Below are 12714 nucleotides of genomic sequence, written 5' to 3' on the forward strand. Positions count from 1 at the left end.
GGCATCGGTGGTCGTGGCGGCGCAGCCGTCGCAGGACAAGACCCGTGGCCGGTTCACCGGGAACCACGACCCTTCGCCGTCCGCCGCCGTGCGGGCTTTACGACCGGTGCGCAGTCACGGCACGGCTGGTCCGGGGCGGTGGAGCGGATCTTGTCGCAGACCGGACAGTGAAATGCATACGCCCGCGTCGTGGTGTCGAAGGGCAGCAGCCCGAACAGGACCGGGTCGCCGTTCACGACCGACCACCACACCGAACGAACTGCGCAGAATCGACGGTGTCGGACCGCTCCGTCTCGACATCGGTGACTGCGGCGGCGAGCTGGGCGGCGGTCAGCACCAGGACCGCCAGCACAGTCAGTAGGGCGACGGGGAGTCGCCAGAACATAGGCTTGGGCACACCAATCCCCTCCCTCGTGGGGGTGTGGTTGGGGCCACCGGGGACGGGGACGGTTGTCTAGGCCTTGCACCCGTCCCCGGTGGGAACTCATCGCGAGACGACAACACCGCCAGACGCCGCAACCGTCTTGATCGGCTGTGAGCGACGCGGCACACGGTCCTCGAACGCCGCCCCCAGCCGCGTCAGCGAGCGCCCGAACGAGGACGCCACCGCGGGAGCGACTTCGAGCCGCACCGGTCGACCATCCCGGCCGGTCGTAGTGAGCACCACCACAGCGCCACCTTCGGTCGCTTCGGCGGTCGAGGTCACCACGACACCGCGTGCGGACAGGCTTTCGCCGTAGAACCGGCACGCACCGTCATGGCCAGTCCCCTGGTCCTCACACCACGGCTCATGCGTGGGCATCGGATCAGCCGGCCTTCGGCTCGGCCTGCTTGCCAGCGTCGCCTTGCGCGCGAGAGCCAGCGGCGGGCGGGCGCGGGGCACCGTTCGGGGCCTTAACACCCGTGGCGCGGTACTCGTACCCGAGGTACTTGAACTCACCCTGGCCCATCACCTTCGGCGACGCCGTCACACCCACCAGCTCGATCGGGCGCATCCCCGGCAGCACCTCATCCGGCAGCGGCGCGGGCTGCACCTCGGCGAGGAAGATCACCTCGAAGCTGGCGCGCTTCGCCTTCGCCTCATCCGGGTCCGTCACCGTGGCCTTCCACTGCCGCAGCTTCGTGACGTCGTCCACCCGCTGCCGCTGCTCCTTGCCGCGCGCCCGGTCCTCCTGCGACTGGTACTCCAAATCCGGCTCGATCTCACCCACCATCACCAGACCCCGCGGGAACGCCTCGTGGAACTCCACCGGGAACCGATAGCCCTTCGCCAATGCCATGACGGCCTCCTTCACGGGCCGGGACCATCCCGACGACCGTTCTAGATCAGAAACTAGCACACCTAGAACAGTAGTCAACACCCCATGCAATGCTGATGGTCAGTCCGTCATGGCCCCGCTGTAGGCGATCCTGCCAGCGGACACACTCTCGCCGTACTCCAGGACGCCGCCGCCTTCGTCGTAGACCCAGTTGCGGCCATAGAACACCGGCGTGCCCTCAGCGATGTCGAGCGTCGCGGCGTCATCGGGGGACGCGAGCGCCGGATCGTACTGGTCAAGCCATGAACCGAGCTGGCGGCCGGTCGCTGCGGCCACGTAAGCGAAGGTGCCTTCGATAATTCGCTCCGACTGTAGGAGCAGCGGTGCAGTCGCAGCGAACTCTGCCGGGAACCATGACGTCGACCGCGAGATCGGCTCGTCGCCTCGATACGTGATACGCGACCGCTTGACCAGCTTCGATCCAGCTGGGGCGCCGAACACGGCGGCAACATGCGTCGGCGCGACGGCCATGCCGGCATCGACGATCTTCGCGTGCTGGCCTTCCGGATAGATCTTCCCCGTCCGCCGTGATCGCTCCAGTCTTGCCGCGGCGCTCCAGCCGCGTTCTTCCTCGGTGGTGACGACACTGCGTGCACCTATGGTGGAGCGAATGTAGCCCTCGGACTGCAGCACGCCGATCGCCTTGTATGCCGTGGCGTGCGCAACCCCGTACTCCTTCGCGACACCACGCACCGAGGGCACTTCATCGCCTGGACGCAGATCACCGGTGCGGATCCGTTCGCGGATCTCCTCGGCGATCTGGAGGTACGGAGCCGCGGGCCGGTCCAGCTTGCGTCCCACGCGACTCCCTCCAATCCGTTAAGCGTTCTAGTACGCGCCACCATAGCGGCTGACGCGCGTCGCAGGTCTAACTGCCACCGTTCGTGTCCCAGGTCAGTCCGGTGATCCGTTCGTACATCGCCCGGTAGCGGCGCGAAGTCTCTTCCGCCACCTCTGGCGGAACCTCGGGTCCCGGCGGCGTCTTATCCCACCAACCGAGGTCGCGCGCCCAGTCGCGGACGTACTGCTTGTCGTATGCGACCTGCCGGCCGCCAGGCTTCCAGTCCTCGACCCGCCAGTACCGCGACGAGTCCGACGTCAGCACCTCGTCAGCCAGCAGCACTTCACCGTCCGGGGTCAATCCAAACTCGAACTTGGTGTCCGCCAAGATCACTCCGCGCTGCTCTGCGAGGGCCGCGGCCCGACCGTAGATGTCAAGGGTCAGCGAGCGCAGGCGCTCCGCAAGATCGGCGCCGACCTGGTCGACCACCTCAGCGAACGTCATCGGCTCGTCGTGCCCGTCCTCAGGCGCCGTCTTCGTGGTCGGCGTGAACACCGGCTCGGGCAGCTTGTCGCCCTCCACCAGGCCGGCGGGGATCTTCACCCCGGAGATCACGCCGTCCTTCGAGTAGGACTCCCACCCGAGGCCGGCCAGATAGCCGCGTGCGATGCACTCGACCTGAACGATGTTGACCTTCCGGCATCGCACCGCGCGACCGGCCCATTCCGCTGGAACGTCGGTCGCCGAGATCACGTGATTCGGCACGTCCGCCAACTGCTCGAACCACCACGTCGACAGCGCCGTCAACAGCTTGCCCTTGTCCGGGATCGGCGTCGGCAACACCACGTCATACACCGACACCCGATCGCTCGCGACCAAGATCAGTTCATCGGGGCCATCAGCGTAGACGTCCCGCACCTTGCCTCTGTGTACCAGCTCCACGCCGAACGTTCTAGCACACCACAGGCTGGGTACGTCAATCGGGGGCACGGAATACCGGCACCGTTCCCAACCGGGCAACCCTGCCCGCCCAACGCGAGCGCCAATGTGCCCCGAGGCGCTATGCGAGCGCTCTATTTAGGTCAATGTCGATTCCCGCGCTCTTTATCTCCTTGGCCAAGAGCAGCTGCCAAGACCCAGTATCGAGAGGGATGTAGACGACACCAGAGTAGTCCGACGGAGTCTCCACATCAGGATGTTTCAGCGCAACAACACGGTTCCTGCCGAGAACTCCAATGAAGTAGCCGAGCTCGAACACCACATTCTGCCTGGCGCGTGGTATTGCCTCTGCTGAACCGCCCTTGACGGCGCCAACGTCGTCGGCTGTCAACAGCACAACCGCGAAACTCGCAGCCGATGACTCATTCTCAAACTTTTCAATAATTGTCCGTCCATTACTTGGTCGCTCATGGAGAATGATTACGTCGAGCCCCAACTTCTCCATGAACCTCGCAACTTCGACTTTAGCGCGATCATCGTGTCCGTGTACAAGAAAGACACCCGAACCGCCCGACACAGCCTTGTCTTCGCGCTTAGCCTTATCCGGCTCAACGTCGCTGCCAAATAGCTGCACCTCTTCGGACATGGTGTTCAGGAGGTTCTTAAGCTCCGCTGTCCCCGAAGCCCAGCTAGAGTTGTAGTAGCGGTCGTCCGCCGGGTAAACCATTGGGTGGAAACCGATGTCAGAAAGGTCCGTCAGATACTTGCTGGTCTCACCGAAGACGTTACGGATTATCATCTCCGTTCGCTTCAGTAGCGCATCAAGCGCCGCATCATCCCTGTGATTCAGATTTGCAAGCTGGTCAAGTAACGTTGCTATGTGCTCCTGAGCGTCCTTTGGCATGATGAATTCACTCTATTCGTCCTGGTGCATCAGACGTCGATCCGGCGACCCCGAATTCGCGTGAAGCCCTCCTGTACCAGGCTACTCCAAGGGTGCAGACAACGTTCCGTTGCCGCCCGCCCGTAGCACCTTGGCTGCCGAACACCTCACCTGTGCCACGGCAGGGCGACGCGGCGACGCGGTTAGTTGCCGGATCCACCTCTCGGAGGTCAAGCGCCGCGCTGCGCGCGCCGCTCCCGCGCGGCCTCCGGGCCGGGCGTGCGGCCTAGCGGCCGTTCCGGGCCCCGTCGGCCGGCGGGCGGATCGACGGCCGACACCAACCTCGTCAACGCCTGCACGGTCACCGTCGTCGGCGTCCCCCTCATAGCGGCCATCCTCTTGGCCTCCGCTCCACGCGTCAAGGGCGCCTTCGGCGTCACTGCGTGATCGCTACGCGACCCTTGACCCCCTCCGCTCCAGCCAACGACCGGCAGCTATGAGGACGACGCCTCAGAATGGAAATCGCTTGCCCTCCGCCAGCTACCACGGCGGCGCCAGCGAGGCAGCTGCTCTTTTTAGCGCCTTCGATAAGACTTTATCCGCAGATAAACAGAACTTCGAAACCGACCTCAAGTACCTGGTGATATCAGTGGGGAGTGCTTCGGTCTGCGGATCACCGTGCGCAATGTTGTTGCGTTTTTCCACCAGCTCTTTGAGATCGAGATATAATGCTCCTCGAGTCGAGGCGCCCCGAGTAACTGCGCGGAATATATCCTCAATCCCATATAATCGGTAGAATCGCACTATCGCGGGTGGCTTCGGGGACTTCATCCACGTCAGCAACCGGCCGTGCACTAACGAACCCGTCGCAGCGCTTGGTCCCCACAGTATGCCATCAGTCCGAACGAAATCTTGGAGCGACGCCTCGCGATGCAACCAATCTTGCGCAGCCAGTCGATCCACTGGGGTCCTGCTGTGCTGGAGAAACAAATTTTTAGGAAGACCGTGCACGGCGCACGCCTGGATGTTCAGCCAGTCTATTGATTCCTCATTCACCGCGTGAATGTACCGCTCGAAGTGGCTAGATAGGAGCACCACGGAAGCGCGCCCGTGCGCTTTGACCGCAACCGCACCGACACCGGTCGCAATTCCTCGTCGCGGCACTGGGTAATGAGTCCGGAGTGCTCGAACCTCGGCTACGCCGGACAGGAGGTTCGAAAGGGCCGAAGAGGTCATTCAACGGACTCGAAGGATACTTGCTGCGATAGTGTCACGCCTGCCTCTGTCAAGGCGCTGCAAAACATGCCCAAGCGACGGAGCGTCCGCCTCCTATCTCCGGTTGCACGTTGGATGCTATCAAGGAATACAGAGTTGCCGTACAGGGCGCCAAGCGCTCGCAAGATGTCAGATCGCGTCGAGTCGAGGTCGGTATTGCGAATCCACGAAAAGGACACCAACTGGGTTTCCGCAAGGGCGCGGTTGAGTGCCCTGTCGATCGGCACGCCAGTGTCGTCGGTAAGCCGGAAGGCGGCCTGGCCCAAAACTTCAACCAGGCCCGCCACCGAGCGATCGAACCTCGCTTCCGCCTCACTCAATTGCGATTCTGGCCACCCGTTCGCCTTGTCCATATAGTTATTTAAGTACTTCTTGAGTGGAGGCTTGTAGCTTTGCCAGCTGCTTTCCAAGGCCAGGAACCGGAGTATAAGCTCGTTGTCGACCATCCTTGGGCGCGGCCTCGCGGTGCCCACACACGTCCGAAAATCTGGCGACAGCGCAAACTTCTTGATCAGCTCGTTCATCGGGCCACGATGCGTGCTATTGCGGATCTCCTGGGCATTTAGCGCGATGCTACCCGTATTAAGGCGTTCGAACACCTCGAACTTCATCATCGGATCAGAATCCACGGAGATTATGATTGCTCGGATTACACGCGTACGAATCTGCCGCTGATCCCGCGGTGATAAAGCGCCGAACCGAAGGCCGTTGAGTCCTGACAGCACCTTTAAGCCCGAGAGAGCAAACTGGTTCTCCACGTAGTTCACTATGCTCTGGATTCGTTGATGGCCATCAATGATCAGATAGTTTACGTCTTGCGTCTCGGAGAAATAAACGACAGGGATAGGGATATTCAGCAGTAGGCTCTCTATGAGCCTACTTGCGCGCGCCCTATCCCAGACGTATTGGCGTTGGATTTCGGGCAGCGTAAGTGTCTTATCGTGCCATTGCTCGATGAGCGTATTCACGCTTAAGTCGTACGATTGGGTGATAAGGCGTCGCTCGCGCTCAGACGACTCGATGTTCTCAGTATCGTCTTCTTCGCCAAGTTCTCGGTCCGCGACTGTCAAGACGATCTCCCATCGCTTAGGAACCAGGCCTTCGCTCGAGCAGCCTGGCCGAGCTGCCTAGATGCATCAGATCGTGCCACAACCCGTCGCCCGGCGAGCAGGACCGCTGGTGAACGCTGAGAGCGCCAAGATTTGGCGCGCTCCGCGTCCTGGGAGCAACACCTATGGCGCGATGACGGGGATGGCCATGCCCGGAGCCTTGGCGAGCTTCCGATCGGCGGTGACGAGGGTCGCGCCAAGGTGGCGGGCGAGGGCGACGTAGAGGCCGTCGTGGATGGTGATGTTGTTCCGCATCGTCCAGGCGTCGCGCAGCAGCGGTGCGGACTGGGTAACCGACAGAGGCCAGCGAACCAGGCCATCGACGAGCGTTCCTGCCTGGGCGTCGGTGATGACGCCACGGAGCACGTCACGGCGGATCACCTTGGCGACCTCGACGTAGAAGTGATCCACGGTCCATTCCTCGGCCCCTGGGCGGAACGTGTGCGCGGTCAGGGCCAGGCCAGAAGGCGTGCGATTGAGGATCTCGACACCGGCAGAGGCATCGAGGACGTACCGCTGCGGCACTAGTCTTCGTCGCGGATCTCGGCGAGCACGTCAGCCGCCGGCCGGTCCCGCTCGACCGCGGGCAGGGTGGACCACCACGCCCGCCACTCCGCACGTTCCCGCTCGGGGTCGGCAGGCGTCGCGGTGACCACAATGGCCGGATCGCTGAACGCCGGAACCGTCATGCCCCCATGGTAGCGGACACCCATTCGCACGCCTCCTAGCTGCACTTTCACACTCGACTGCTACTTGCTACGGATGCCGGCATTGTCGATGGAGGCCCGGTGCAGACGCTCCAGGTCGGTGAACGCCTTCTGCGCCTCGACCAGCCGCCCGGACACCTGCCCGAGCTGCGCCAGCTGCTCGACGACCTCACCCAGCGCGCCCGACGCCTGGCCCGCGGCGGCAGCGGCATCTTCGGCCAGGAGCTGACGGCCGGCCTGGCTGGACAGCTGCCCGCGGAAGCCGTGGATGCGCTCCCCCAGCCGCTCGGTCAACGCGTCCAGCCGGTCCCGGATCTCGTCGTCGGTCGCATCGGGCAGGTAGTGCCGGCGTACGTCGGCCAGCATCTTCCGCGTCCAGCCCGCGCGTTGCGCCTGGTCCGCGATCGTCCGCAGACTCTCGGCCAGCTCGCGCGCCTCCAGCGGCGTCAGGGTGAACTCGCAGAACATGTCCGACTCTTCGGGCTTCACCTGCACGTCGATGATCGGACCTTCGGTATCCAGGTACGCCACCATCTCCCCGACCTCGGGATGGACGAACGGCGCACGGGCGATCTCTTCTCGCTTCTCAGGGGTCGGTACGGTAACCACGGGTCTTCCTCCAGGGTGTCTCTGGTGGTGGATCAAGTCCCCGTCCGGGTGTTCCCGCACCCGGCGGGGGCGTCTGAAGAATGAGGCGGATCCGAACCATAGGAGGGCCGCGAGCCGTGCCCGCTACGTGCCCGAGGGCGAACAACATCGCGGATCGTCCCAGGCAGAACAGACCATGAACGAATTCCCGAAAGACGCTGACCTGCGCAAACACCCAACCGTGCCCGTCTTCCAAGCTGGTCATGCGGGTTCGATTCCCGTCACCCGCTCCACATCGGACCGGCGCCCGGCCCGGCCGTCCAGCTCATGCCCGCGGTGGCCTCGTTCGCGCGGCCGCGCTGTTCGGCCGGAAGCTGCCACTCGCCGTCCGCCGGCCGCCGTCCGCCGTCCGCCGTCCGCCGCCGTGAAGTTGATCATGGAGAAGAGCCCCTTTCGAGGCGAGCGAAAGGGGCTCTTCTCCATGATCAACCCGGTTCCGGGTGCGTCGCGCGGCGTTCTCAGGGAGATGTCCAGGGTGCTGACCCGTCGGCCGTCAGGACACGGCGAGGAGGAACGGCTCGACGGCGGCGGCGACCTGGCGCCAGTGCGTCATGGCCAGCGAGTGGTCCGCGCCGGGCACGACCACGTCCCCTGCGGAGGGGAACCACTCGAGCACCTGCGCCCGCACCTCGGCGAACCACGGGCCGCTCTCCGAGCCGGCCACGTGCAGCACCGGGCACCGCACGCGAGCGACCTCCGCCGGCCCGAACGACCAGGACAGCACCGCGGGCAGGTCGGTGTCGAAGAACGTCGAGGCGTCACGCTCCATCTGGACGGCCGCGCCAGGCAGGCGCCGCGTGACGTCCGCACGCCAGGACGAGCCGATCACCAGGATGAGGAACTCGTCCAGGGCCGCACGCGCGCCGTGCAGCCGGCGAGTCCGGATCAGCCGCTCGTTCGCGGCACGGAAGTCCGGCGCGGAGGCCACGTGGACAGGTGGCGGTTCGATCAGCACGATGCTGAGCACGCGGCCCGGCGCATCCGCGGCCAGCTGCAGCGCCACCGCGGCGCTGTACGAGACGCCGACGACATGCGCCCGGGCGATCTCCAACGCGTCCAGCAGCCGGACACAGTCGGCGGCGTCCCGCCGGATCGAGCCAGGACCACTCGTCGGGCTGCTTCGCCCGTAGCCGCGACGGTGATAGAGCACGGTCCGGAACGACGGCCGCAGCGCGTGGGACAACGGCCGCAGCTCGTCGGCCGTCAGCGCCGTCTGGACGAACACGACCGGCTTGCCGGTCCCCTCGTCCCAGACCGCCAGCGTCACCTCGCCCACGCCCACCGGCCGCATCGCCGTCACCCCACCCCGCCGACCAGACCATCGTCCCACCGGAGTTGACATGCAGCCAGGCGGCTGCCTATTCTCGAACTACAGAAAAGGCAGCCAAAAAGCTGCCTATCCACAGGCAAGGACACCGCGTTGGACGACGACGTGTTCAGGGCGCTCGCCGACCCCAGTCGGCGGGCGCTGCTGGACAGCCTCAACCGCGACAACGGCCAGACGCTGCGCCAGCTGTGCGCGGGCCTGGACATGGCCCGTCAGTCGGTCAGCAAGCACCTCGCCCTCCTCGAAGCCGCCGGCCTCGTGACCACCGAGAAGCGCGGCCGGGAGAAGCACCACTTCCTCAACGCCGAGCCGATCAACGCGATCGCCGACCGCTGGATCAGCCGGTACCACCGCGGGCGCGTCCAGGCGCTCGCCGACCTCAAGACGGCATTGGAGGCCGTTCCCGTGAGCGAGACCGAGTTCACCTACACCACCTACATCAAGACCTCGCCGGAGAAGCTCTGGCAGGCGCTGACCGACCCGGCCTTCACCAGCCGCTACTGGGGCGCCACCTTCGACACCGACTGGCAGGCCGGCTCGCCGATGGTCTGGCACGAGGCGGGCGCGACGATCGCCGACGACGAGCAGCGAGTGCTCGAGGCCGACCCCTACCGCCGGCTGTCCTATACCTGGCACACGTTCACGCCGGAGTTCGCCGCCGCGCACGGACTCGACCCCGAGAAGGTCGCGGCGTCAGCGAAGGAGCAGCGGTCCAAGGTCACCTTCAACCTCGAGCAGCGCGGCGAAATGGTCCGGCTGACCGTGATCCACAACGGCTTCCAGCCGGGCAGCCAGGTCCTCCAGGACGTCAGCGGCGGCTGGCCGGAGCTGATCGCCAGTCTCAAGACGCTGCTGGAGACCGGCGAGCCGCTCCCGTCCAACGCCTGAACCAGCGACGACGGCGGCCGCGCCGACCGGCACACGCTGAGTGCTCGCCGCCACGCCGGAACGCGCCGCCTTGTGTTCAAGCGTGGCGGCGAGCACGATGTGCCCCGATGACCGAAGTGATGGTGAAACCAAAGCACATCAGCATCGTGCAGCTGAACGAGGCGGCGCTGACGGCGCTCGCCGCCGGCGATCTCGTCGCTGCCAACCAGGAGTCGCCGGTCGAGCTGACGCCGTATTGCGCCGGCCCGCACTGGAGCAGCGTGTGGCGCATGCGCAGTGAGCAGGTCGCCACCGATCCCGCGAGTGCCGCCTGGATCACCGGCATCGTCTGGGACGACGACCGCCAGGTCGCCGTCGGGCGTGCCGGGTTCCACGGTCCGCCCGACCAGGAGGGCCGGGTCGAGGTCGGTTACGCGATCGACCCCGCCCACCGCCGCCGGGGCTACGCCCGGGCCGCGCTGGAGCTGATGCTCGACCGCGCCGCCCACGACCCGCAGGTGCGCGTCGTCCGCGCCACCGTCAGCCCCACCAACCTGGCGTCGCGCAACCTCGTGCAGCAGTACGGGTTCGTCGAGGTCGGCGAGCAGTGGGACGACGGAGACGGCCTCGAGACCATCTACGAGCTCACGAGTGACGGGGCGCATACATGATGACCGCGACGCCGGCGAGGCAGATCAGCGCGCCGACCACGTCGTAACGGTCCGGCCGGAAGCCGTCGGCGATCATCGCCCAGGCCAGCGAACCGGCGACGAACACGCCACCGTACGCAGCGAGGACGCGGCCGAAGTTCGCGTCCGGCTGCAGCGTGGCCACAAAGCCGTACAGGCCGAGCGCGACCACCCCGAGGCCCGTCCACAGCAGGCCCCGATGCTCGCGCACGCCCTGCCAGACCAGCCAGGCGCCGCCGATCTCGGCGACCGCGGCGAGCGCGAACAGGGCGATGGAACGCACGATGGTCATGGCGGCCACCCTAGGGGCCGGGCGCCGGCGCCGGGACGCAGTCGGTGGCCGTCCGTAGGCTGCCGCCATGCCCATGCAGCTGATCGATCCGCCCGGTCTCCCCAGTCGCCGACCTACTCCCAGGTCGTCGTCGCCATCGGCCCGCTGAGCGGCTTGGTCAGGATCGTGCAGAGCCGGTCGTCGGCGGGATCGGCGGTGAGGCTGGTCCCGAACGCGAACCCGAGCCGCGCCGTCGGCCGGCGTCCGGGCGACGCCAGCCAGACGCTGAGGCCCTCCGGCTCGCGGCGGTGCAACTCGTGTCCGTCGGTGGTGCGCACGCGCTCCATGACGGCGCCGGTCCGCCAGTCGACCCGGGTCAGGTGCGCGTTACCTTTCCCTTCCGGCGGGTTGGTTTCGCTGTAGATCTGCCCGTCGAAAAGGTAAAGATCACATCCGTACGTCGCGTAGCCCTGGAACACCGGGCCGCCGCTGAGCACCGCAGGCTGGGCGATGTCGGCGATCGGCCGGTACGCCGACCGCTCCTGGCGCACGTCGTCGAGGTGGAACAGCGCGAATCGGAACGCGCCGTCGCGGCGGTACCGCATCACCAGCGTGCGGTGGACGGGGTCGACGTTGCAGGTGGTGCGGTCGACGCCGGGCAGCAGCTCGCGCCGCTGCAGGCCCGGCGTCGAGGCGGCGTCGACGACGGCGCCGTCGGCGAACGGGAACCGCAGCAGCCGGGTCCCCCACCCGCTGGTGCCCTCGGTGACGGCGTCGACCTCGGTCCACAGGTGCACGTCGCGGCCCGTCCGCTCGACGCCGATCGCGACGCCGTGCCCGAACCGCTTGAGGTACATGTGCCCGAGCAGGTTCCCGGCGAGATCGAGCTTCGACAGCGTGAGGTCGCCGCGGGCAGCGCGACGTGCGTACTCCGCGTCGCCGGGCGCGTCACCCGGGAGGACGGTGCCGCCCTGGGTGATCTGCACGACGTAGACGTGGTCGCCGGCGCTGTCGACGGCGAACGACTGCATGATGGTCCGCCGGTCGTGCAGGCCGACGTTCACGAGGAACGGCTCGGCCGGCGCGGACAGGTCGAACGACGGCGCGCCCGGCGCCGCGCCCGCCGTCGTTGCCGTCGCCGCCAGGACGCCTGCCCCGGCAGCCGCGCCGCCGAGCCGGACGAACGCCCGCCGCGAGAGCTCCGTCACGATGCCTCCCCGCTGCGGGCGAGCTCGGCCGCGATGACGGCCGTGTGGTCGGTGGTGAACCCGTCGACGCCCAGCGCCTGCGCGTCGCGGAGCTGCTCGGGCGTGTTGACCAGCCAGATGCTGAACTCCAGGCCGCGGTCCTGGGCCTTCTCGACGAGCGCGCGGTCCGTGCCGGACCAGCCGAACAGCACCCGTGACACCCCGAGCTCGACGGCGCGGTCCAGCGCCTCGGCGGATCCGCCCGAGGCGATCAACCCGACCGGCGCGGCCGGGAACAGCCGGACCAGATCGGCGACGACGTCCGGGTCGAAGCAGCACGGCGAGATGCGGGTGAGGTCGTCCGGGCGGTCGCGCAGCAGCGCGGCCAGCGGCCCTGCCGCTTCCGGCGCCTTGATCTCGACCTGCAGCCGCGCCCCGACGCCGTCGAGCACCTCCTCGAATGACGGGATCCGCGCGCCGCCGCCGGCGTCCAGCGTCCGGAGCTGCTCGAACGTCAGCTCCGCGACGGCGCCGGTCCCGTCCGTCGTCCGGTCGACCGTGGCGTCGTGCATGACCACGAGCCGGCCGTCGGCGGACAGCCGCAGGTCCAGCTCGATCTCGTCGGCGCCCTCGTCGACCGCCCGCTGGAACGACCCGATCGTGTTCTCCGGCAGCACAGACGGCGAGCCGCGGTGCGCGCACACGCTCATCG

At 66.7% G+C, this 12714-nt stretch carries 15 protein-coding genes; 2 read left to right on the forward strand and 13 right to left on the reverse strand.

The window, feature by feature from the left end; all coding sequences use genetic code 11:
* Positions 1-484: 484 nt before the first annotated feature.
* The 10 genes from E1262_RS13255 to E1262_RS13295 form a co-directional block, all read right to left on the reverse strand.
* On the reverse strand, positions 485-802 hold the full coding sequence (locus E1262_RS13255; RefSeq protein ID WP_132103608.1) for a hypothetical protein: 318 nt from the start codon (positions 800-802) through the stop codon (positions 485-487).
* Between the two features lie 4 nt (positions 803-806).
* Positions 807-1280: a hypothetical protein gene (locus tag E1262_RS13260; protein ID WP_203453838.1), complete on the reverse strand. Its 474-nt coding sequence runs from the start codon at positions 1278-1280 to the stop codon at positions 807-809.
* Positions 1281-1379: 99 nt separating this feature from the next.
* Positions 1380-2120 (reverse strand): GntR family transcriptional regulator, encoded by a 741-nt coding sequence (locus tag E1262_RS13265; protein WP_132103609.1) that lies wholly within the window; start codon positions 2118-2120, stop codon positions 1380-1382.
* A 67-nt stretch (positions 2121-2187) separates the two neighbouring features.
* The gene (locus E1262_RS13270; protein WP_132103610.1) at positions 2188-3042 is read right to left on the reverse strand and encodes a phosphoribosylaminoimidazolesuccinocarboxamide synthase; all 855 of its coding nucleotides are present in this window, start codon (positions 3040-3042) and stop codon (positions 2188-2190) included.
* A gap of 118 nt (positions 3043-3160) precedes the next feature.
* Positions 3161-3943, reverse strand: coding sequence for a TIR domain-containing protein (locus E1262_RS13275; protein ID WP_132103611.1), 783 nt, complete (start codon positions 3941-3943; stop codon positions 3161-3163).
* Between the two features lie 1211 nt (positions 3944-5154).
* Positions 5155-6165, reverse strand: a complete 1011-nt coding sequence (locus E1262_RS13280) for a DUF262 domain-containing protein (protein ID WP_162605888.1) — start codon at positions 6163-6165, stop codon at positions 5155-5157.
* A gap of 264 nt (positions 6166-6429) precedes the next feature.
* A complete protein-coding gene (locus tag E1262_RS13285; RefSeq protein WP_132103613.1) occupies positions 6430-6831 on the reverse strand; it encodes a type II toxin-antitoxin system VapC family toxin in 402 nt (133 codons plus the stop codon).
* Positions 6831-6995 (reverse strand): hypothetical protein, encoded by a 165-nt coding sequence (locus E1262_RS30315; protein WP_162605267.1) that lies wholly within the window; start codon positions 6993-6995, stop codon positions 6831-6833. Before E1262_RS30315 ends, E1262_RS13285 begins: the two co-directional genes overlap by 1 nt.
* A 60-nt stretch (positions 6996-7055) precedes the next feature.
* Complete coding sequence (locus E1262_RS13290; protein ID WP_132103614.1) at positions 7056-7622, reverse strand: hypothetical protein; 567 nt, start codon at positions 7620-7622, stop codon at positions 7056-7058.
* Between the two features lie 532 nt (positions 7623-8154).
* The gene (locus E1262_RS13295) at positions 8155-8952 is read right to left on the reverse strand and encodes an alpha/beta fold hydrolase (protein WP_132103615.1); all 798 of its coding nucleotides are present in this window, start codon (positions 8950-8952) and stop codon (positions 8155-8157) included.
* A 129-nt stretch (positions 8953-9081) separates the two neighbouring features.
* On the opposite strand from E1262_RS13295, the gene E1262_RS13300 reads away from it, so the two are divergent.
* Positions 9082-9876: an ArsR/SmtB family transcription factor gene (locus E1262_RS13300; RefSeq protein ID WP_132103616.1), complete on the forward strand. Its 795-nt coding sequence runs from the start codon at positions 9082-9084 to the stop codon at positions 9874-9876.
* 107 nt (positions 9877-9983) lie between these two features.
* Entirely contained in the window at positions 9984-10526 is a 543-nt protein-coding gene (locus E1262_RS13305; RefSeq protein WP_203453830.1) for a GNAT family N-acetyltransferase, read from the forward strand.
* Here the strand turns inward: E1262_RS13305 and E1262_RS13310 are convergent.
* The 3 genes from E1262_RS13310 to E1262_RS13320 all read right to left on the reverse strand — a co-directional run bounded on the left by E1262_RS13310 (position 10501) and on the right by E1262_RS13320 (position 12712).
* Positions 10501-10836: a YnfA family protein gene (locus E1262_RS13310; RefSeq protein ID WP_132103617.1), complete on the reverse strand. Its 336-nt coding sequence runs from the start codon at positions 10834-10836 to the stop codon at positions 10501-10503. The genes E1262_RS13305 and E1262_RS13310 overlap by 26 nt on opposite strands.
* Before the next feature lie 113 nt (positions 10837-10949).
* Positions 10950-12023 carry a phage baseplate protein gene (locus tag E1262_RS13315; protein ID WP_132103618.1) on the reverse strand — a complete coding sequence of 358 codons (1074 nt, stop codon included), beginning with the start codon at positions 12021-12023 and terminating at the stop codon, positions 10950-10952.
* Complete coding sequence (locus E1262_RS13320) at positions 12020-12712, reverse strand: glycerophosphodiester phosphodiesterase (RefSeq protein ID WP_203453831.1); 693 nt, start codon at positions 12710-12712, stop codon at positions 12020-12022. Before E1262_RS13320 ends, E1262_RS13315 begins: the two co-directional genes overlap by 4 nt.
* Positions 12713-12714 lie beyond the last annotated feature (2 nt).

Origin of the sequence: Jiangella aurantiaca (assembly GCF_004349105.1) — a bacterium.
In the GTDB taxonomy this organism is placed as follows: Bacteria; Actinomycetota; Actinomycetes; order Jiangellales; family Jiangellaceae; genus Jiangella; species Jiangella aurantiaca.

Coding starts and splice junctions, on each gene's coding strand:
- E1262_RS13305 (WP_203453830.1), top strand. CDS start 9,984: ATGACCGAAGTGATGGTGAAACCAAAGCACATCAGCATCGTGCAGCTG.
- E1262_RS13255 (WP_132103608.1), bottom strand. CDS start 802: ATGCCCACGCATGAGCCGTGGTGTGAGGACCAGGGGACTGGCCATGAC.
- E1262_RS13260 (WP_203453838.1), bottom strand. CDS start 1,280: ATGGCATTGGCGAAGGGCTATCGGTTCCCGGTGGAGTTCCACGAGGCG.
- E1262_RS13310 (WP_132103617.1), bottom strand. CDS start 10,836: ATGACCATCGTGCGTTCCATCGCCCTGTTCGCGCTCGCCGCGGTCGCC.
- E1262_RS13275 (WP_132103611.1), bottom strand. CDS start 3,943: ATGCCAAAGGACGCTCAGGAGCACATAGCAACGTTACTTGACCAGCTT.
- E1262_RS13295 (WP_132103615.1), bottom strand. CDS start 8,952: ATGCGGCCGGTGGGCGTGGGCGAGGTGACGCTGGCGGTCTGGGACGAG.
- E1262_RS30315 (WP_162605267.1), bottom strand. CDS start 6,995: ATGACGGTTCCGGCGTTCAGCGATCCGGCCATTGTGGTCACCGCGACG.
- E1262_RS13320 (WP_203453831.1), bottom strand. CDS start 12,712: ATGAGCGTGTGCGCGCACCGCGGCTCGCCGTCTGTGCTGCCGGAGAAC.